Annotated in this window: 14 protein-coding genes and 1 riboswitch; of the genes, 12 read left to right on the top strand and 2 right to left on the bottom strand. The window is 42.6% G+C overall.

Annotated features, from left to right (window positions below):
• Window positions 1-12 precede the first annotated feature (12 nt).
• A riboswitch (glycine riboswitch) is annotated at window positions 13-93 on the top strand.
• A gap of 133 nt (window positions 94-226) precedes the next feature.
• Together MHI27_RS30420 and MHI27_RS30415 are read left to right on the top strand one after the other, a co-directional pair.
• Entirely contained in the window at window positions 227-1,585 is a 1,359-nt protein-coding gene (locus MHI27_RS30420) for an amino acid permease (RefSeq protein WP_076285040.1), read from the top strand.
• 138 nt (window positions 1,586-1,723) lie between these two features.
• Complete coding sequence (locus MHI27_RS30415) at window positions 1,724-2,176, top strand: helix-turn-helix domain-containing protein (protein WP_076285039.1); 453 nt, start codon at window positions 1,724-1,726, stop codon at window positions 2,174-2,176.
• Between the two features lie 78 nt (window positions 2,177-2,254).
• Here the strand turns inward: MHI27_RS30415 and MHI27_RS30410 are convergent, their stop codons facing one another.
• A complete protein-coding gene (locus MHI27_RS30410; protein ID WP_405175323.1) occupies window positions 2,255-3,718 on the bottom strand; it encodes a DHA2 family efflux MFS transporter permease subunit in 1,464 nt (487 codons plus the stop codon).
• 166 nt (window positions 3,719-3,884) lie between these two features.
• Here MHI27_RS30410 and MHI27_RS30405 point away from each other — a divergent pair, with 166 nt between their 5' ends.
• The gene (locus tag MHI27_RS30405; protein WP_339267989.1) at window positions 3,885-4,439 is read left to right on the top strand and encodes a TetR-like C-terminal domain-containing protein; all 555 of its coding nucleotides are present in this window, start codon (window positions 3,885-3,887) and stop codon (window positions 4,437-4,439) included.
• A gap of 173 nt (window positions 4,440-4,612) precedes the next feature.
• On the opposite strand, the gene MHI27_RS30400 is transcribed toward MHI27_RS30405, so the two are convergent.
• Window positions 4,613-5,761, bottom strand: coding sequence for a metallophosphoesterase (locus MHI27_RS30400; protein WP_405175322.1), 1,149 nt, complete (start codon window positions 5,759-5,761; stop codon window positions 4,613-4,615).
• A 127-nt stretch (window positions 5,762-5,888) separates the two neighbouring features.
• Between MHI27_RS30400 and MHI27_RS30395 the strand changes: the two genes are divergently transcribed.
• From MHI27_RS30395 to MHI27_RS30355, 9 genes are all read left to right on the top strand, one after another.
• Complete coding sequence (locus MHI27_RS30395; protein WP_405175321.1) at window positions 5,889-8,159, top strand: helix-turn-helix transcriptional regulator; 2,271 nt, start codon at window positions 5,889-5,891, stop codon at window positions 8,157-8,159.
• Window positions 8,160-8,303: 144 nt separating this feature from the next.
• On the top strand, window positions 8,304-11,066 hold the full coding sequence (locus MHI27_RS30390) for a glycoside hydrolase family 3 N-terminal domain-containing protein (protein WP_405175320.1): 2,763 nt from the start codon (window positions 8,304-8,306) through the stop codon (window positions 11,064-11,066).
• Window positions 11,067-11,081: 15 nt separating this feature from the next.
• Entirely contained in the window at window positions 11,082-13,430 is a 2,349-nt protein-coding gene (locus tag MHI27_RS30385) for a beta-glucosidase (protein ID WP_405175319.1), read from the top strand.
• A gap of 74 nt (window positions 13,431-13,504) precedes the next feature.
• Entirely contained in the window at window positions 13,505-14,122 is a 618-nt protein-coding gene (locus MHI27_RS30380; protein WP_405175318.1) for a hypothetical protein, read from the top strand.
• A 192-nt stretch (window positions 14,123-14,314) separates the two neighbouring features.
• Complete coding sequence (locus MHI27_RS30375; protein ID WP_405175317.1) at window positions 14,315-15,355, top strand: zinc-binding dehydrogenase; 1,041 nt, start codon at window positions 14,315-14,317, stop codon at window positions 15,353-15,355.
• Between the two features lie 36 nt (window positions 15,356-15,391).
• Window positions 15,392-17,332 (top strand): alpha-amylase, encoded by a 1,941-nt coding sequence (locus MHI27_RS30370; RefSeq protein ID WP_405175316.1) that lies wholly within the window; start codon window positions 15,392-15,394, stop codon window positions 17,330-17,332.
• A 15-nt stretch (window positions 17,333-17,347) separates the two neighbouring features.
• Window positions 17,348-18,484 (top strand): extracellular solute-binding protein, encoded by a 1,137-nt coding sequence (locus MHI27_RS30365; protein ID WP_405175315.1) that lies wholly within the window; start codon window positions 17,348-17,350, stop codon window positions 18,482-18,484.
• A gap of 21 nt (window positions 18,485-18,505) precedes the next feature.
• On the top strand, window positions 18,506-19,165 hold the full coding sequence (locus MHI27_RS30360) for a dihydrofolate reductase family protein (protein WP_076285029.1): 660 nt from the start codon (window positions 18,506-18,508) through the stop codon (window positions 19,163-19,165).
• A gap of 74 nt (window positions 19,166-19,239) precedes the next feature.
• Entirely contained in the window at window positions 19,240-20,604 is a 1,365-nt protein-coding gene (locus MHI27_RS30355; protein ID WP_405175314.1) for an MATE family efflux transporter, read from the top strand.
• Window positions 20,605-20,642: the final 38 nt, after the last annotated feature.

Below are 20,642 nucleotides of genomic sequence, written 5' to 3'. Positions count from 1 at the left end.
TACACTTTAGCTGGAGCAGCTTCTGGAGAGACTGCGGAAATTCCGCGGCGCCGAAGGGTTCACAATCTCAGGCAAAAGGACAGAAGAGTACTGGATATGTATTTGTCATGCTGATCGCCATCAGTAGGGCGAATATTATTTGATATTCTTACGATCTGGGAGATTGGATGACATCCAATCTCTCTTTTTTATTCCAATTTATTGTACTCACAAGGGGGAACTAGGTATGGCACAACCAGAATTAAAGAGAGAGCTGGCTAATCGGCATGTTCAGCTTATTGCTATTGGCGGCACCATTGGTACAGGATTATTCTTGGGGTCAGGCAAGGCGATAGAGAAGGCAGGGCCATCCATTATGATCACGTATTTAATCGTGGGTATTGCTGTGTTTTTTGTGATGAGAGCACTGGGAGAACTCCTATTATCTAAAGCGGGCTATCAATCGTTTACGGATATTGCTGAAGACTACCTTGGATCACGGGTCGCATTCATTACCGGTTGGACCTATTGGTTTTGCTGGATCATGACGGCTATGGCTGATGTCATTGCTGTTGGCGTATATGTACAGTACTGGTTTGATATCCCGCAGTGGGTTCCTGCCATCGCCTGTCTAGTCGTGTTATTAGGACTTAATCTATTAACTGTAAAGAGCTTCGGGGAACTCGAATTTTGGTTTGCTTTAATTAAGGTAATTACGATTCTCGCCTTGATTGGTCTTGGGGTCATTTTACTGATCATTGGATTTAAGACGGATGCAGGATCGGTGACGGTACGAAACCTATGGGAGCATGGGGGATTTTTTCCGAACGGCATATCAGGCTTCTTATTTTCTTTTCAAATGGTTGTATTTGCTTACGTGGGTGTGGAATTGGTCGGGGTGTCGGCAGCGGAAACAGCGGATCCGGAGAAAAATATCCCATCGGCGATTAATAAAATTCCTTTACGGATTCTATTCTTCTATGTTGGTGCGCTTTTCGTCCTGCTATGCATTAACCCTTGGACGGAGCTCAGTCCGGCAGAGAGTCCTTTTGTAAAAACCTTTACTTTAGTAGGGATTCCAATTGCCGCAGGGATTATTAATTTTGTCGTATTAACTTCAGCCGCTTCCGCTTGTAATAGTGGGATGTTCTCGACCAGCCGAATTCTCTATAATTTGAGTAGAAATAACCAGGCGTCACCTCGTTTGGGCAAACTGAATAAAAACCATGTACCAGGTAACTCGTTATTCATTTCTACAATTGTTATATCTGTGGGTGCTCTTTTGAGTAAACTTATTCCGGAGCAGGCTTTTGGAATCGTGACAACGATTAGCGCCATTTGTTTTATATGGGTGTGGGGCATTGTTCTTATCTGCCATATTAAGTATAAGAAAACCCGGCCAGACTTACAGGCGAAATCCAAATTCAAAGCACCGTTCACACCGGCTATTAATTATATTGTCTTAACCTTGTTCGCTGGAATACTGATCATCATGCTGTTCGCTGGAGAGACGCGCCCGGCTTTATTGTGTACTCCATTATGGTTTGTTTTATTATTCATCCTGTATTCGATTAGAAGCAAAAAAGGAAAAAGTAATCAAGCCTGAGTTAGGTCAACATCAACTAGCGGTAAGCCTAGTGTTAACTGCAACTTGGGGTTGCGGGGCTGCAACTAAAGCGTTCTTTACTTCTGCATACGATTAATCCAATATAGGCTTATGAATTGCAGAAAGGTAGTTGCTGCTATGATCTTTGGGGAGAAGTTAAAAGCGGAAAGAAATAAAAAAAGTTGGTCACAAGAAGAACTGGCCGAGAAGCTGTTTGTAAGCCGACAGTCGGTTTCGAAATGGGAGAATGGTCAAAACTACCCAAGCATTGAAATCATTATTAAAATAAGCGATCTTTTTGGGGTAACTATCGATGAGTTACTAAGGAGTGACGAGGAGTTGACCAAAAAGGTGATAGAAGAAGGCAAGAAATTGGCTCACCCGAAATTAAAGTTTGTATTTGATGTCTTCGTAATAGCAGGCATTGTGCTATTAGTGATTAAACTCTGTGTTCTCTTTCTGAACAAAGTAACGGCACTAGAGATTACCTTGAATGGCGGGTCATTCTTTTGGAACTTCGGTTCTTTGATTTTAATGGTTAGCGGGGGAATCGGCTCCAGCATCCTGAAAGAAAAATATAAACAAGAGTAAGCCGAAGAGCCGGGAATAGCTATTAATAATGTAAAAGGACAGCTGATCGCTGTCCTTTTTACATTCCACGTTATAAGGTTATTCCTTGTTAACTAGATTTGCTTTCTTTTCAACCATGATCTTGCTCTTCATCGGCATAAATAATGTTATAACAAACGCGGCGACGGATAAAATCATCATAAAGTAATAGGCGTCACTTGCCCCAAGAATGGATGCAAGGGATTTAAGGATCTCAGGAGTAGTAGAGGGGTTGCTCTGCATCACTGTGGCCGCATGACTTGTTGCCTGTACTGTATAAATCGTAATTACGACAGCAGTACCGATGGCTCCGGCAATTTGGCGAACGGTATTGTTCACAGCTGTACCATGCGTGCCGAGTTGTTTGGGCAGTGCATTTAGTCCAGCCGTATTGAGTGGCATAGTGATGAAGCTTAATCCAATTCGCAGGCCAATGGTACGAATCATTAGATACATATACGTTGTAGATTCAGATAGATCAGTTACCGCCCACATAGATGGAATAATAAACAGTAAACCAATAATGAACAGTGGTTTAGCACCAAAACGGTCGTATAATTTACCGGTGACGGGTGACATGAACGCATTTACGAGCGCCCCTGGCAGCAATAGTAGTCCTGCATCAAATGCTGTAAAGCCACGGCCATTCTGCAGATAAATAGGCAATAGAATCATATCTGCGTACATCATCATCGTGATTAATACGTTAATAAGAGAAGTCATCGTAAAAACTTTATTTTTGAAGACAGACAGGTTCAGCAGTGGATCATCAGACTTGATTTGTCGAAGACAGAATACGGCCGTAACAGCGATCCCGATCCCTAAGGTCAGAATTACTATTACATCGTCCCAGCCTTTACTGCCTGCACTACTGAAGCCGTATAAAATTAAGCCAAATCCAACGGTCGATAAAAGAACACTTACTACATCAAGCTTAGACTTAGACGTCTCGGATACATTCACTAAATACTTGAATGCCAACGCTATAACAATGATGACGAGTGGAATGAGGCCGATAAATAACCAGCGCCAAGAGTGATATTCAACAATAAATCCCGCAAGCGTCGGCCCAATAGCAGGAGCAAATATCATCGCCAGTCCAAGCAGTCCCATAGCACTGCCGCGTTTTTCAACAGGGAAAATAGCGAGCACAACGCTCATCATGAGCGGCATTATAATACCGGCACCTGCAGCTTGGATCATCCGTCCGACTAAGAGTAGACTAAAGCTCGGCGCTGCTGCACAAATGATTGAGCCAATTAATAAAAATGACATGGCACTTAGAAATAATTGACGTGTTGTAAAACGTTTCATTAAATAGGCTGTAATCGGAATCAATATCCCGTTGACCAGCATAAAACCCGTTGAAATCCATTGTACAGTTGTTGCCGTGACATCAAATACATCCATCAGACTACTTAAGGCGACATTTAAAAGCGTCTGATTGAGTGTAGATAAGAAACAACCAAAAATTAGAATGGTTAGTAGGATTCCTTTATTTATTTCCTTAATATCTTCTTGCATGGTGCAGGCCTCTCTTCATTGCTTTTTCGACACAGTGTCGATAAAATAAATCATATCAGCATTTAAACGGTATTCCTATTTGCAATTTTATTGAAAATGTCGACTAATCGACAGAATGGGTAAATTAGTTGATGAAATACTATATAAACGATAATAGAGGGATGAAATGTCCGAACATAAAAGAGTTGATCCACGAGCCATTCGCTCAAAAAAGATGCTGAAAAATGCTGTTTTTTCATTATTGGCCGAGAATGTGGAGATTTCTCAATTGACTGTCCAAAAAATCGCCAACCGTGCTGAGCTGAATCGTGCAACGTTTTATTTGCATTATGAGGATATTAACGATTTATTGCGCCAGATCGTACATGAAATCTTTGATGACCTGTCCATGAAGGTGGAACCGTTATTACAAGTGAAGAGCAGTATCGAGCAGGAGCAGTTGGTCACATTTTTAAGTTATTTTTATGAATACCGGCAAATCTTTGCTGTATTGGTAGAGCACAAAGGCTTCAAAAACCAATTAACCAACCTATTAAAAAATACTATCGAAAAGCGAAGAAACGTGAGAAACATAGATTCCACTAAGGAGGTTGTCTCCCTTGATATTATTGCAGCATCACTATTAGGGATTATTATGTGGTGGATTAAGGATGGCAGCCAATATAGTGCGGAATACATAGCAGGCCAAATTACCTTGATGTATAAAAGAAGGTATTTATAATCGCTAGACTATGCTACAGGAGGATATGGGTAAAAACCGTTGTATGATGTAGAGAGACAAATTTCAAGATAACGGATATTCTCCGCACCAACCTTAGGTAAAACTATAAAAAGCGGCAGTCTAGGACGCTAATTCTCGTCCAAAGGCTGTCCGCTTTTTTTAAAATCATGCTATTAAAAATCAACTTTAATTTGTGCTATCTCACTGTTCGTACCAATGCGTAATGGCGGTCCCCAGGTACCCACACCTGATGTAACAATAACTTGAGGACTGTCTAAATTCTTCTGATAGTGTCCGTAATCTACTGTGAACATAGCATTGGTGATTAGATTTGCAGGAAATACTTGTCCTTGATGCGTATGTCCGCTAAGTATCAAATCGACGTCATCTCCGTACTGAATCATATTCGTGGGTTGATGATCCATTACGATAACGGGCATAGTTGTATCAATGTTACCCATCACTTCAGAAGTAACTGCTCTAGCATTTCCTTGATCACCAATCGGTGATGAATCTCTCCTGCCAACTACAACGAATTGATTATCAATAACGACATGCTCATCATTTAGAAGTTTAATATTACTCTTATCTATAAAGTTCACAATCTCATCGTATGATCGTCCTGCATCATGGTTACCTAAACAAGCATAAACCCCATAGGTGGACTGAATAGTATTTAATAACTCTATTCCTTTGGAAGGATTAGAGAGCGCATAGTAGTTACCATTAAATATATCTCCTGACATCAACACAATATCCGGTTGCATGTTATTAATACGATCAACAACGTCTTCAATAAACTTTACATCATTTACGTAGCCTAAATGTAAGTCGCTGATCAGAACAATATTTAAATGCTCTAATGAGGTGCTTTTGTGTATTTGGATCGGATAAGTAACTTCTTTTATCTGATTCGCATTATAAATCCCATAGGACACCAACCCTATGACTAGAATTAATACTACTGACCTTGTATGAAAAATAACACGTTTTGGCGCAGGGGAGGGGATGATTTTGATCCATTTAATAATAAGTAAGATTACATCGGAAAGGAGTAACAGCAAGAACAAATAGAAGTAGATCCCCATCCAATAGTCCCCGAATTGACCAATAAAATTAACAATACTTGAATCGTTCGTCATAGCTGAAGAGGACAATAGTAAATTAATAATGATTGTTACCGCACACAAGCTGTAGATGACTCCGTATATAATCCCATTAATACTTGGAAATACATGTTGTAACCATTTAAAAATTTTTCTTGCGATGTAATAGTTACTTGCCGCGTACATAGCGAATATAAACAGAAATGCAAATACCATATGATGCACCGTCCTATTTCTTTAGATTTCAGAGAGCAATCGTTTATAATCAATAATTATGAGCAAATGGTCAGGTACTCAGTAACAGTAACATATTTTTTCATGTTGGAAGAGGAGATTGTTGATTTTGAATAAGAAGAAAAATGGATCAGATCAAATCCTACTAGCCGCAATCGAAACGATTGAGGAAGTGGATTTTCTACTTATGACGGAGTTAACGGCATGGTTTGTTCTTTCTGGTTATCTGGAAATTATGCGAAACGGTTCGGATATTTTGATTCGGACAGGCGATATTTTCGTTTTCAATAAAGGTGATATTGTTCGTGTAATTGGCAGTGAAGAGAATGCGACGCTCTCGGTAAAGTTTCTAACCAATGAGTATCAAGAGGAGTTTCCGGCATTTAAGCTTAACATTCCACTATCGATGGTGTACAAAAAAGATGGATATGAGCTTGTGAAGAATTGTATGGCGTACTTGTACGTCGAAAGGATATATCCGGGAGCCGGTTCTGATTATATCATCGAAGGGTATTCGAAACGTTTAATCGGATTGCTGTACCGATATCTTGGGCCAGAAGATGAAAAGAAGCAAGTTCATACTGCTTCGGATAAGGTAAAAGAAATTGTATCATATATCAATGTTAATTATGCGGACAAACTCAGCCTGGATGAGATTGCTGAAAAGTCTTATAGTAGCAAATACTACCTGGCACATTCCTTTAAAAATCAGCTAGGGATTTCAATCGGAAATTACATCAAAGAAGTGCGATTGTTTCATAGCTTACGTATGCTGGAAAATACGAACGAGAAGATTGTCACGATTGCTTTAGCTAACGGCTTTCCCAATGTACGCTCATTTAACGAGGCATTTAAAATAAGGTATGAGCTTTCACCTGCTGAATTTCGTGAACAGCGTCAAATAAGAGCGGTGCAGAATCGTGTCGATGCGGAGCTGTCCCAAGATGTATTAGCCTTACTATCGCCGTATGTGCCGTTAGGTGAATTACCGGCTGGCCCATCTATTGCCCCCAATCGCATCGAGGTTCAATTAGATTTGCATAAAACGATCGGCCAGTACTCAAAGGTGAATCATGTTCTTAAAATAAAAGGTAAACTTATGGATAGCCGTTTGCTCGAAGTGCGTCAGCGTCTAGGGGTGAAGTGGGTAGCGGTCAATCGTATTTTTAAAAAAGTGGATATACGGTTGAGCGAAGGGAAGCTGGTCTGTTCATTTAGTGAGTTGGATCGAATATTGCAGCAGATCGTGTCTGTTGGCATGATTCCCTACCTTCAATTTCAATCTATAGATTTGGATGATTGGGAGGAGCGGGGATTTCATAACAATGAATGGTTTCAAACGGTAATGACTGAATTGAATCTCCATCTGCAGCAAAATTATATGACAAGTCAGGATTGGATGTACGAGTTCCGCTGCTTCTATGAAATGAAAAATAGCAGGCAATTGCGTCTGTCGCTAGTGAATGCCATTTCAATTTTTAAAAACTATAAGAACGTGGTCATTCATTTTCCCATCCCGCCAGAAGATGCGGTGTTGCTTGATATAATCTGCCATAATGCCGTTTATTGCATTGATGACTGGACCCGTATGCGCAAGATTCCACTTGAAACTGCGCTTAATTATCTATTTGATGAAGACTACATTCGGGTCATTGGTGAGAATACAAACATACAAGATCAGAACCGTATTTTGGATCGAATGCTGATTTACGATCAGGATGATTATCTACACGCCTATTCGGATCTAGCGCAAGCAAATGCAAGCATTTGGCAATATATAAACCTAATGAATCAAAACGAAATTGCAGGTCACTATTTCCCCCCATTATCACTCGATTCTGCGAAGCTGTTTGAGTATTTTCCAGATGAGCTGGCAAGTAAGCTTTCATTACTTACACCGGATGGTCGTTACAAGGACAATTGGTATGCGACAGAGTTTGTGAGTCGCTTGTTTGATGAGATTGTGTTCAAAAACAACTCATGTATCGTGACAAAACAGCAAGATAATTACCGCATTTTAACTGTTTATCCAGAAGAAGAGCAGCATCTGTTTATCAATGAAAATAAGGAAAAACTGGAACTAGCTTGGCATAAGGCAAAAAGTCCCTATGTTTTTGTGAAGATGGAACTTACAAACCTTGAAGGGACATACCGATTGATCAAGCAACGATTAACAACTGAGCAGATAGATCAGCGATTAGACCTTGCTGATTTAAGAAAATGTAAAAAGTTGTCCTTCGAAGATATTGCGTATTGGAATGCGATTAATCGACCTTCGAGAAGCGTAGAGCAACTGAAAATAAAGGGAAATCATACACTTGAGTTCGAAGTCCCGATATTCGGAATCTTTATGATCGACCTAGAAAAGACTAATGATTAATGCTAAATATTGCTCACTCGATTTCTTGATAAATCGAATGAACGCAATATTTAGCTTTTTTTTCGACAAGATCCTCATAGTTAAAATGTAAGCGCTATATTATGATTGTGAAAAAGAAAGACGATACCGGAGGGGGTCGCCGTGGTGGACAATTTTAATACTAAACGCGTTAAGAAAAGTGAAATTGTGCAAAAGGTGAAGGAAGATAAAGCTAAGCTGCGAGCGCGAAAGCAAGAAATTAAAGCGCTACCGGAAGCAGAACGAACAGCAGCGATTGAACAGGACAAACAATTAAGAAAAGAGCAAAAGCAACAAACAAAAATGGAGTTGAAAGCTCTAAGTCGCAAAGATCGTAGAGCGATGAAAAAAGAAGCGAAACGCTACAAGAAAATTAAAAATAGACCAAGACGTTTCACAGGCTGGTCGATCGTAGCGCTTGTTGTCATATTGTTGTTCGTACAATTCGGTGCAACCGCTTCTAGCATCATCGATGCGCTGACAGGAAAACACATTACAGCCGTAACCGATTCCCCTGAGGCGCTTGCAGCACGTGAACAAGGTGGGAAAATAGCTGAAGAAATTGCGAATGAAGGCATTGTTCTATTGAAGAATGATGATAAACAGCTGCCTTTGAAAGATAAAAAGGTTAACGTCTTTGGATTAGCTGCATTAGAGCTACGTTATGGCGGTGGAGGATCTGGTGCGGGGGATACTTCCCGTGCGGTTAATTTATTTAGAGGTCTAGAAAATGCAGGTATTTCGTACAATACCGAGCTTCATGACTTGTATCAAGAGGTTGGTGCAAAAGCAGGAGTGGGCAGCAAGGCGAGTACCGGAGTCATTCAAGTTGTAAAAGGCATGTTAGGTGGAAACTCTAGCGATGAACCTAAAATCGATTATTTATCGGACGAAGCAATAGCACAAGCGAAATCCTATTCGGAAAATGCAATTATTGTCATTGCTAGTGAGAGTTCAGAAGCTAGTGATGCGACCGCTGAGCAGTTGAAATTGACAGCTAATAAACGCGCTTTGATTGAAAAGGTTGCACAGTCATTTGAAAATGTCACAATCGTTGTAAATGCGGGGAATGCCTTAGAGCTTGGTTTCGTAAATGAATTTAAATCTATTAAATCTGTCTTGTGGATAGGAACACCTGGGCCTTATGGTGCCAACGCATTAGGAAATATTCTTGCAGGAAATATTAATCCATCAGGCCGTATCACGGATACGTACGTGTATGACAATTCATCGGCTCCAGCAAGTGAGAACTTTGGAGACTACAAATACGATAATTTGAAGTATTCATTCCTCAATTATCAAGAAGGTATTTATGTAGGATACCGTTTCTATGAAACCTTCTTTTTAAATGACCAAGCAGGTTATCGAGATACGGTGTTATATCCTTATGGACATGGATTAAGCTACACAGATTTCGAGTGGAAGGTTTTGAATCAGTCATTGTCGGAAGACAAGATTGAACTACAAATCGAAGTGAAAAATGTTGGCGACAGAGCCGGGAAAGATGTTGTTCAAGTATATTATTCAGCTCCGTATATTGCAGGCGGCATTGAAAAATCGGCCATCGAACTGGCCACTTATGCAAAGACGTCTCTGCTGGAAGCAGGTCAATCCGAGGTGCTTACTCTTTCGTTTGCTACCGATGAGATGGCTTCCTATGATATGAACGTAGAGGAAGCGTATGTATTAGACCCAGGCACATACACGATTAAAGTGGCTCGCAATGTCCATGATATCGTGTCAAGTTATGACCTTGAGTTGGCTGACAAGAAGGTTTTCAAACAAGATAAGGATACCGGAACAACTTACGAGAATCGCTTTGAATTAGCAAAAGGTGAAGTTACGTATTTGTCCCGGAACGATTGGGAGAAGACATACCCTTCAGATGAAAATATTAGTCATAAAGCACCCCAAAATGTGGTCGACGCATTCTCAAAAGAGCCGGAAGCTTCAACGATGGAAATGCCAACGGTTGGCGCTGATAATGGCTTAGTACTGGAGGATTTGAAAGGTTTAGCCTTTGATGATCCGAAATGGAATGAATTCATGGATCAGTTTACATTGGACGAAATGATTGATTATGTAGCAAACGGCGCTTATAGAACGATGGCAGTAGAGCGTTTGGGTGTTCCTAAAACGTTGTTGATGGATGGACCTGCTGGATTTAGTTTCTTCTTTAAGCATATTGAAGCAGCGTCATATCCGTCTGAAATCGTCATTGCTGCAACATGGAACAATGATCTAGCCTATCAAATGGGAGAAGCGGTTGGTAAAGAAGCGCGTGCGTATGGCATTCAAGGCTGGTATGCACCGGGGATGAATATTCACCGTACAGCACAAGGCGGCCGTAACTTCGAATACTTCTCAGAAGATCCTGTGCTTTCAGGAAAAATGGCGGCATCTATGATAAACGGCGCAGAAGACCAAGGCATTATTGCCTTTATGAAGCACTTCGCGTTAAACGATCAAGAAACCAATGCTCGTTCAGGAAATCTGATCTGGGCCAACGAGCAAGCGATTCGCGAAATCTACTTGAAGCCGTTTGAGATTACGGTTAAAGAAAGCAGCCCTCTAGGCGCAATGTCTAGCTTTTCGATCATCGGGACAAAGTGGGCAGGAGCGAATTCTGTCTTGTTAAATGATGTTCTGCGTAAGGAATGGGGCTTTGATGGATTTGTTTCCAGCGATGCAGTCTTTGGGTTTATGAAAGCGCCGGATGCGGCTGTAGCTGGCAATGATCTCATGCTCGATATTATGACACCAAGTAAAAACGAGAAATTATTAAAACAAGCATACAAGAAGGATCCTGCAGGAATCACAAACGGGGTTCGCACAAGTGTTCAGCATGTGTTGTACACGATCCTGCAAACCTACTTATTCGAAAAATAGGCGTAAGCAAGCGGGGTGAAGAGATTGAAGTATAGAGCGTTAATCGAAAGTATGACCGTAGAAGAAAAGGCATCTTTAATGTCTGGCGCAAACTTTTGGAATACAAAAGCAATCGATCGAGTGAAGATTCCCAGCATTATGCTGACAGATGGACCGCATGGTTTGAGGAAGCAAGGCGGAAAGGCAGACCACTTAGGCTTAAATAAAAGTCTGCCTGCCACTTGTTTTCCGACGGCGGCAACCTTGGCTAATAGCTGGGACAGACAATTGATCTATGAGGTTGGTCAAACGATTGGAAAAGAAGCAGCTAGCGAAAAAGTGAGTGTGTTGCTTGGTCCTGGATTGAACATCAAGCGGAATCCGTTATGCGGACGAAATTTTGAGTATTTTTCCGAGGACCCTTATTTAACGGGAGAATTAGCGAGTGAGATGGTCAAAGGCATTCAGGTGAACGGCATTTCTGCATGTCCTAAACACTTTGCGGTCAATAGCCAAGAACATATGCGAATGACGATTGACGAAGTCGTGGATGAACGCTCGTTAAGAGAATTGTATTTAGAAGGATTTAGACGTGTAGTTGAGAAGGGTCAACCGAAAACCATCATGACCTCTTACAACAAAGTCAACGGCACGTTCGCCAATGAAAATAACGATTTGTTACAGGATATTCTGTACGGTGAATGGGATTTTAATGGCGTAGTCGTTACGGATTGGGGCGGTAATAATGACCGTGTTGCAGGATTGAAAGCAGGCAATCAATTGGAGATGCCTTCAACCAATGGAATTACGGATCAAGAAATCGTGCAAGCCATTAAGAACAATGAGCTAGACGAAGAAGTGTTGGATGACGCCGTCGATCGTCTGCTCGGATTAGTCTTTACTACCCAGCTGCATGATCAAGACACACCGCGCATTGATTATGAGGAGCACCACAAAAAAGCGATAGAAGCTGCCAAACGTTCAATTGTGTTATTGAAAAATGACGATAAGATATTACCGCTTAAACACGGCAATAAAGTTGCGATTATTGGTGATTTCGCCAGTAATCCTCGCTACCAGGGTGCTGGAAGCTCGCTTATTAATCCTGCCAAGCTATCCAATGCCTGCGATGTGCTCGGTCAATCTGGCTTATCGATTGTGGGATATGCGAAAGGCTTCAAGCGAATGGGTGGAAAAAATGACCGTCTGTTAAAGGAAGCTGTTACGTTAGCTCAGAAAGCAGATACCATTTTGCTGTTTTTGGGGCTGGACGAAGGCAGCGAAGCCGAAGGTGTTGACCGCGTAAACCTTAGCTTACGTGATAACCAGCTCGAACTGCTTCGTTCATTAACAGAAGTCAATTCCAATATTGTGGTGATTCTCGCTGGCGGTGGTGCCATTGAAATGCCGTTTATAAAGAATGTCAAAGCTATCGTTCATACCTATTTATCTGGACAAGGAAGTGCTGAAGCGTTAAAGAGTGTTTTACTTGGAGAGTACAACCCAAGTGGTAAGCTCAGCGAGACATTCCCGATCAAGTATAGTGATGTCTCTTCTGCTCCTTATTATCCAGGTAAGGAGGCAACCGCAGAGCATATCGAAGGCATTTTTATCGGTTACCGTTATTTTGATACCGTGAATAAACCTGTGTTATTTCCGTTTGGTTATGGGCTGTCCTATACAACCTTTGCATATACGGATTTAACGGTTAATCAGCATCAGGTTTCATTTACCATCACCAATACAGGGGCAGTCGCAGGGGAAGAGGTTGCGCAGCTCTACATCCAGAAACAAGATTCATCGATATTTAGAGCCAAACGAGAATTAAAAGGTTTTGAAAAGGTGAGCTTAGAGCCGGGCGAAAGCAAACGTGTCACAATGATTTTGGAGGAACGTGATTTTTCGTATTATAATCCGACGATTCACGATTGGGCGGTCGAGCCTGGCGCTTACGACATTCAAATCGGAAGTTCGATCCAGTCTATTCTTTTGCAGGAACGTGTTATGCTTACGGGCGATTCCGTTTCTTGTGAACATACAAAGGATCAATTCCCGCATTATTTTAGCGGACATGTTCATGAAGTAACGGCAGCGGAATATAAGGGGCTGTTGGGTTATGAACCTCCTTCTCCTTATTGGGATCCAAAGCAGGACTTGGGGTTAAACGACACCATTGCTCAAGCCAAATATAAGAACGCACTTGGAAAAACAATCTATCATATTGTCCTTTTCTTTAACAAGTTTTTTGAAGCAGTCAATAAACCTCTGCTAGCGAATAATGTCTACTTTGTTCTGAATATGCCTTTTCGTCAAATCGACCGTTTTACTGGCGGGAAAATTAGTCGAAAGCAAATCTTGAAGGTATTGAAATGGATAAACCGATAGGAAAATAGTAAGCGAGGAAAAGGGGATACTACGGTATCTCCTTTTTCTAGGCTTCAAAGGAGAAATAGAAGAGTATGAGCGAAGTAAATATCGAGAAAAATACAGGAATGATGGGTGTTTGGAATACATTCAAGGGACAACATCCGAATATTGCACAATTCATAGTATTTTTTATACTGAGTGCTGGAATGACGGTATTACAACTTGTTCTAATGCCTTTATTTAAACTCATATTTGCACAGACATCATTACTATCTACAAGCTTTCAAGTTTTTCAGTTAGGACATAACTTTGATGGAAGTGCTTATTATATATTCGATTATGCGGCTGGTTCGCTTACATCAGGAGGTGGAGGAGGACTTGGCTATTTTCTTGCCGTTCAAATCACGCTCGGCATTGCACAGATCATTAACTTTTTCGCACAGAGAAGCATTACATTTAAATCAAACAGTAACGTTTGGAAGGCTGCTTTCTGGTATGTATTAGCGTATATTCTTATAACCGTTGGTGCTGCCGCGGCGCAAGGATTTTACAAGGCTCCTATCTATAACTTATTAATTAACACATGGGGAATGGGTTCAATGGGGGAGACAACAGCGGATATTATTACAATGATTATCAATAGTACAATTTCGTTCTTGATATTCTACCCTATTTTTAAAATCATTTTTAAACAGGATCCTGCAAAATAAGCCTAGTAAAGGCACACCTTTCCTGATTTACGGGGGAGGTGTTTTTTTTATTTAAAGCGTTTATTTATCTGAAAGCTTTATAAAAATGTAAACAATAACATTTTACGACAATATTCACCTTACTTTTACATGGGAGGTATGATATATTCTGGTTGAAAATGGATAATAGGAAAAATGAAAGGAAGAATGCGTATGGAAGCGCTGGTGTGGACATCCAATGATAAGCTAGAGCTCTGCGAATGGGAAGAGCCACAGATTGTAACCCCGGATGAAGTTAAGATTCGGATTGAGATGACAGGCATTTGTGGAACAGATCTAGCGGTCATAACCGGTAAAGAGGAAGGAGTTCCAGGAATCATTCGCGGTCATGAGGCTGTGGGGACCGTAATTGAAATTGGCAGTAATGTTGACCGTGTTAAGGTGGGGGACCGAGTAGTTATCGATCCGAATCAAAGCTGCAATGAATGTTATTTTTGCTTGAAAGAACAGCCGCACTTATGTATAGGCTCCGATGGAAATGGGATGCCTATTGCTGGTTTGAATCGAAATGGGACATTCACTTTTTTTTTCTCAACTGTACAAACGTTTGCACACCTTTTGCCTGATCATATGAGCTGGGAGACGGGGGTATTAATCGAGCCGCTTGCCTGTGTGCTGCACAATTTCAAAGAAGCTAATGTCACGGCTGACGATAAGGTGCTCATTCTTGGATCGGGTCCAATGGGGCTGTTAAGTCAAATGGTGAGTAAATCAAAAGCTGCGCTCACGGTAGCGACGGAAATTAATCCCTATCGGTTGGCATTTGCTAGAGAGATCTCGGATTTTGCTCTAACACCATCCCAATTAAATCAAGCTACCGTAGATGAAATCTGCGCGGGACATAAGTTTGATGTGATTATCGATACGGTGGGCACTCAGCTCGAAGTAGCGGAGGAATGGATTGAGCGAGGAGGGCGCATCGTTCCTTTTGGAATTAATGCGAAGTATCGGTACACCTTTTCCCCTACCAGATTCGTACAGCATGCAATCAAAATTATCGCAGCAGGCGAATACCGCTACATGTTCGAGGAAGCTTTGCGGTTTGCCGCTGAGACACCTGAACTGGAGAAACTGGTGACCAGAAAAGTTAAGCTCAATCAGCACGAGGCAGCAATAAACGAGTTGATCGGCTATGAATTGAACTCTTTGAAGGTGGTTGGGAGTGACACCGTAAAGACGGTTTTTGTTCCCTAAATGTAGAACTGCAATCAACGAGAGGTGGATCTGTTAATGAGCAAAGAAAGCAAATTTAGACTTGTTCAGGATTACTTGTCTACACACAAAGATAAAGACGTCGCGCCAATTTGGATTCCTGCTGTGTGGAATGAGTGCAAATATGAGTGTGTTCTTTTCGAAAAAGACGGTGAAATTTGTGTACATCCGTATGATTTTTTGACAGAGCATTTGAAGTATGTAGACAAGCTATCGTGGAGATATACGCTCAAGGAACGCACGAATTTAGACGACAGCGCGATCTATTCTTCATTAATTCGTTATTCGACGGCTTGGGATTACAACCATGATGGAACAATTGAATCCGGCACTTTTTTAAGATTCCTTATTCTTCTGCCGCTGTTAAAAAAAATGGGCATCAATATTCTGTATATGCTTCCAGTGAACCAGTACAGCAAGTTGAATCTGAAAGGAGATATCGGGTCACCTTACGCTGTGCAATCGTTATTCCACTTGGATCAGAACCTACACGACAGCCTGCTGGATGGTATGGAGGAGTTTACGATCCACGATGAGCTCAGCGCTTTGGTAGAAGCTTGTCATTTGCTTGATATTAAGACTGTTGTTGATTTCATTCCCCGTGTAACGGCGAAAAACAGTGCGTTCATTACCGACCATCCCGAATGGGTGTATTGGATCAAAATGCAGGAATTAGAAGGCTTTGCACCGCCATCGATTCCTGAGCTTGGATTCTTTGAGGAGTGTACGCCTGACAAATTGGAGACGGTCTACCACAGCCAGGAAACCGCAGCATTTCTGCGGAAGTTCTCGCCGCCGCCCAATGAACTTCATCCAATCCTTTGGCAGCAGTTAAAAGAGAGGGCTGCTAAAACTGGAGATGAGCTATTAACTTTGGTGGAGCAAGAGATGGGGATAACGACTGCTCCCGCGCATTCGGATTGGATTAACGATGTACAGCCGATTTGGACAGACATTACGTTCTTGCGCCTCTACAAGGACTTTTCTCCGCAAGTGAGACATCTTATAAGTTCGGATCAGGCACCATATGTTCTTTTTGATACGATTAAATGCAATGACTACCCGGGTGAGGAGCCGAATCTGGAGCTGTGGGATGTGCTGGAGGAGGCCGTACGGTTTAATCTCGAAAAGTATGGGATTGATGGCTTCCGCATCGATATCGGACATGTACTTCCTATTCCGCTGTTGACTCGTATTTTTGACACGATTAAAGAGTTGAATCCGAATGCAATCTTGATCAGCGAAGATTTGTTCAATCGTAATCACAAGAAGGCGGCGAGCACCGGCTACAACATTATGCTTGGCAGCGGATGGAATGTCATGACGCAAATCAATAAGGACAATCTCGTTTCATTCTTAGAGGATCTGCCTGAGTTAAACATTCATGTGTTCGCCTGTGCAGAAACAGCAGATACGCCTCGGATCACGAGCCGTGGCGGTGTTGAGGTGGCTCGGATGATTGCGGTATTTAATCAATTTCTTCCGAATGCAATTCCATACGTGACGACTGGCTATGAAATGAATGAGGAGCAGCCCCTCAACTGTGGTCTTGGAGACAACACGAACGGAGAGGAGATTTCCCGCGCTTTTTTTAACGTCATGCAAATTAATTGGACTAATCCTGCACCGATGCTGCCGCTGCTGACGGAGCTGAGTGAATTCAAAAAAGATTGGCCTCAGCTAGTGAAGCCAGAAAACTTTTTCGTGGCTCAATCACCGGAAGGTACAGTTCTGTACGGGTATATGCATGGCGAACAGACGCTGCTCTGCTGCTTTAACTTGAGTGCTGATGTTTCCTGCCAAGTTGATTTGAAGGCTGCGGTACCTGGGCGGTGCCCAATGACCGTGACACTGGATAGTTCCTTAACGGGCAGCATCGCAGGTCAGACGTTAGACAGCTTACTGCTTGCACCAAATCAGGCTTTAGTGCTCGTAAACAATCATAGACAAGTTAGTTAAGGGAGAGAGGCAGCGATGGAAAAGAAGAACAAAGAAATTGTGTTATGGCATGAGTTTGACGGTCCGGGAGATACCTCGATTGAGGTGTTGGAGGGAATTTGCAAGCTGTATACAGAGCGCTTCGGCGTACAAATTACGCCACAAGTGATGAACATTACGGAGTTGACTGCGCGCCTGAACCAAATTAAGGACACCCATCAAGGTCCGCATCTGGCGATGGTTCCTGCGGATATGTCCTCCTACGTTGAGAATGGCCTTTACTCTGAAGTACCGGGCTGGCTGTTTGATGATGCACTCACTGAAGGGGCACTTTCAACGATGCAACTGAATGGTGTTCAGTATGGTATTCCGGTATTACGGGGCAATCATCTGGTTGTGTATTACAATCCGGAGATTTACGCCAGTGCGCCGACGACATGGGAAGTGTTCGAAGAGGCAGCAGAGAGGTTGTCCGCTCAAGGGATCATACCGATTGGAGCAGATTTACAGCAGGGTTATTGGTTTATTCCGTTTCTTACAGCTTTCGGTGGTTGGCCTGTTCAGGATGGAAAGCCGAATATCGTCACCCCTGAAATGAAGCAAGCACTTGAGTTCATCCATGACAAGATGGATCAAGGCGTGCTTGTCAGTCTCGATGGGTCCACAGGGCTGCTAGAGCAATTCATTGACGGTAAGATTGGCGCCATTATTTGTGGAGAGTGGATTTATAACCATCTGGACAAGCAGATGAACAACAGGCTTGCGGTCTGCCAGCTTCCGGTCATAGAGGGCCAGCAATCGCTATCCATGTCTTCTTCTATCGGCCTGATTTACCCGAATCATTCGTTAACGTCGGAGGAGCGGGAAGATATTTTGTCGTTCACGCATTTTATGCTGAGTGATGAGTGCCAAACCATGTGGACGCTGGGTGTACAGCGGATTCCAGCTCAGGAAGAGGTGCTGAACCGTCTAGCTGCCTCTGCTACGCCTAACAAAAAGATGATTATATCGCTGTTGGAGCACGCACGGCCGATGCCGACTTACCCCTTCATGATTCATGTATGGGAGGCGTTAAATGCGGGTCTAACCGAGCTGCCCTTAAGCAATTCTGAACAAGCATTGAATAAAATTGAACAGACCATCCAAGCATTCTGGGGCGCATATAAAAGCTAAAAAGAGACGGGGAGAAGACAAATGAAAACAACGATATTCAGCCAAATTTCGATTGACGGTAAGCTCACTATGGGAGCTGGTAATTCGAGTAAGGAGCTTTTTTCTTTGTTTTCCAGTGAGGATATGGAATTCATTCATCTATTCCGGGGGAATGTGCAGGGCATTATGGTCGGCAAAAATACAATCCTGACGGACAATCCCTTTCTTACTAATCGGTATGAGGAGAACAAAAATCCAATCCGGATCATTCCGACGTCCACCTTGGATATTCCGCTGGATAGCAATGTGCTCTCGGATGAGGGGAGGACGATTATTGTCACAACCGAGAAAGGACGGGATGAATATAAAATCAAGCAGATCCGGGAAAGAGGGAAGGAGTGCCTCATCTGCGGTGAGGATAAAGTCGATTTCGTGGAGCTTGAACGTCAGTTGGAAGACAACTTCGGGATTACCAGCTTGATGGTCGAGGGCGGCGGCTTTTTGAACTGGCATATCTTCGATCAGGACATTGTCGATGAAATTATTCTGATGCAGCTTCCGATCATCATAGGCGGTTCCACGAACATTACTTTAGTGGATGGAGACGGGTATCAGCAATTGTGCTTTGCGAAAAAGTTCAAGGTTGTAGAAATTCAGCCAAAAGATAATTATACGCTCATGCGCTACAAAAAAGTGATATAACCTCACACGAAGTCATAGACTGCGAATGGCTATGGACGCGGTAAAATCGAGAATATGGGGGTTGTGAATGATCCATGTCAGAGAAAGAGAACTTCTACAAAAGTGTGTATAAAATCGCTGTACCTGTTACGCTTCAAAGCTTACTGATGGCATTGCTCAATTTGACGGATCAGTTGATGGTCGGGCAGCTTGGAGATGTGGCGATTGCCTCGGTGGGGATGTCCACCAAAATATATGGGATCATCGCGGTTGTCTTGGCTGGTTTATCGACGGGTGTATCTATTTATGCAGCCCAGTTTTGGGGGAACAAAGATTCCAAAAGCGTCTCCCAGGTGCTGGGCCTTGGACTGATCGTCGGCTTCTCGTTCTCGTTCTTATTCTCTGCGGCTGTCTTCATCGATTCGCCGCTTTTTCTGAGCATGTTCACGACAGATGCGAATGTAATAGATAATGGGTATATTTTTCTGCAGATCATGTCGATCGGCTTTGTACCTATCATGCTCACGATGATGTATTCCGCGATTTTGCGTAGTACGGGCCATGCCAAATGGCCGATGTATGTAAGCTTAATTGCTGTTGTTTTGAATATTATACTGAATTACGTACTTATTTACGGGAACTTCGGCGCTCCAGCGCTTGGTCTGAAGGGCGCAGCTATTGCAACCCTTATTTCCAGGGTAATAGAATGTTTGTTGATCATTGGTGCCGTGTACCGATATCGTTTACCGGGCGCTGTTGGGTTAAAGAACTTGTTCATCATTCCTAAACCGCTCATCCGCAAGTTTTTTGGAACGACGTATCCATTGCTGCTGACTGAATTGATCTGGGTATTGGGTGAAACGGCATATGCGATCATCTATAGCCGTATGGGGACGATGGAGATGACGGCGATGACCATTACCTTCCCATTGCAAGGGCTTTGCATCGGCTTATTGTCCGGTCTGGCTAGTGCAGCTGGGGTTTTGGTCGGCAACCGTTTGGGCGCGAACGAAACGGATATCGCACTCGATCATGCGAAAAAGTTCATTCGTCTTGGCATTATCATCTCTCTAATTGTCGGGGTTATCATTGCAGCAGGCTCGAAGCTGTATGTCTCCGCGTTCAATATCTCCGAGGATGCTAAACAGATGAGCATATATATCGTTATCGTATTCGCTGGATTTCTTTGGGCCAAAGTTTCCAATATGATTATAGCAGGCGGCATTCTAAACAGTGGGGGAGACAGCAAGTTCGTGTTCAGTATGGAATCGACCGCGACATGGCTGATAGGTGTCCCCTCCGGGCTATTGCTATCATACGTCTGGAAGCAGCCAGTCTACCTTGTATATCTCGTCATATCACTTGAGGAGGTTGTCCGTTTTGGCTTCGGTTACGCCCGGATTTACTCCCGGAAGTGGATGAGGAATTTAGTTAACGATTTGGCTGAAAAGGCGATGTAAGGTTCTCAGTCGCTCAAGGCTCCCGTGTATTCCCGCCT

It is taken from the genome of Paenibacillus sp. FSL H8-0261 (assembly GCF_045040645.1).
In the GTDB taxonomy this organism is placed as follows: domain Bacteria; phylum Bacillota; class Bacilli; order Paenibacillales; family Paenibacillaceae; genus Paenibacillus_AQ.
Note: the sequence above shows the minus strand (reverse complement) of the source record. Positions and strands in the feature narration are given on the sequence as shown.

Bases quoted from the DNA above. Each gene is read 5' to 3' on its own strand.
- MHI27_RS30420 (WP_076285040.1), top strand. From the start codon at position 227: ATGGCACAACCAGAATTAAAGAGAGAGCTGGCTAATCGGCATGTTCAG.
- MHI27_RS30415 (WP_076285039.1), top strand. From the start codon at position 1,724: ATGATCTTTGGGGAGAAGTTAAAAGCGGAAAGAAATAAAAAAAGTTGG.
- MHI27_RS30410 (WP_405175323.1), bottom strand. From the start codon at position 3,718: ATGCAAGAAGATATTAAGGAAATAAATAAAGGAATCCTACTAACCATT.
- MHI27_RS30405 (WP_339267989.1), top strand. From the start codon at position 3,885: ATGTCCGAACATAAAAGAGTTGATCCACGAGCCATTCGCTCAAAAAAG.
- MHI27_RS30400 (WP_405175322.1), bottom strand. From the start codon at position 5,761: ATGGTATTTGCATTTCTGTTTATATTCGCTATGTACGCGGCAAGTAAC.
- MHI27_RS30380 (WP_405175318.1), top strand. From the start codon at position 13,505: ATGAGCGAAGTAAATATCGAGAAAAATACAGGAATGATGGGTGTTTGG.
- MHI27_RS30375 (WP_405175317.1), top strand. From the start codon at position 14,315: ATGGAAGCGCTGGTGTGGACATCCAATGATAAGCTAGAGCTCTGCGAA.
- MHI27_RS30370 (WP_405175316.1), top strand. From the start codon at position 15,392: ATGAGCAAAGAAAGCAAATTTAGACTTGTTCAGGATTACTTGTCTACA.
- MHI27_RS30365 (WP_405175315.1), top strand. From the start codon at position 17,348: ATGGAAAAGAAGAACAAAGAAATTGTGTTATGGCATGAGTTTGACGGT.
- MHI27_RS30360 (WP_076285029.1), top strand. From the start codon at position 18,506: ATGAAAACAACGATATTCAGCCAAATTTCGATTGACGGTAAGCTCACT.
- MHI27_RS30355 (WP_405175314.1), top strand. From the start codon at position 19,240: ATGTCAGAGAAAGAGAACTTCTACAAAAGTGTGTATAAAATCGCTGTA.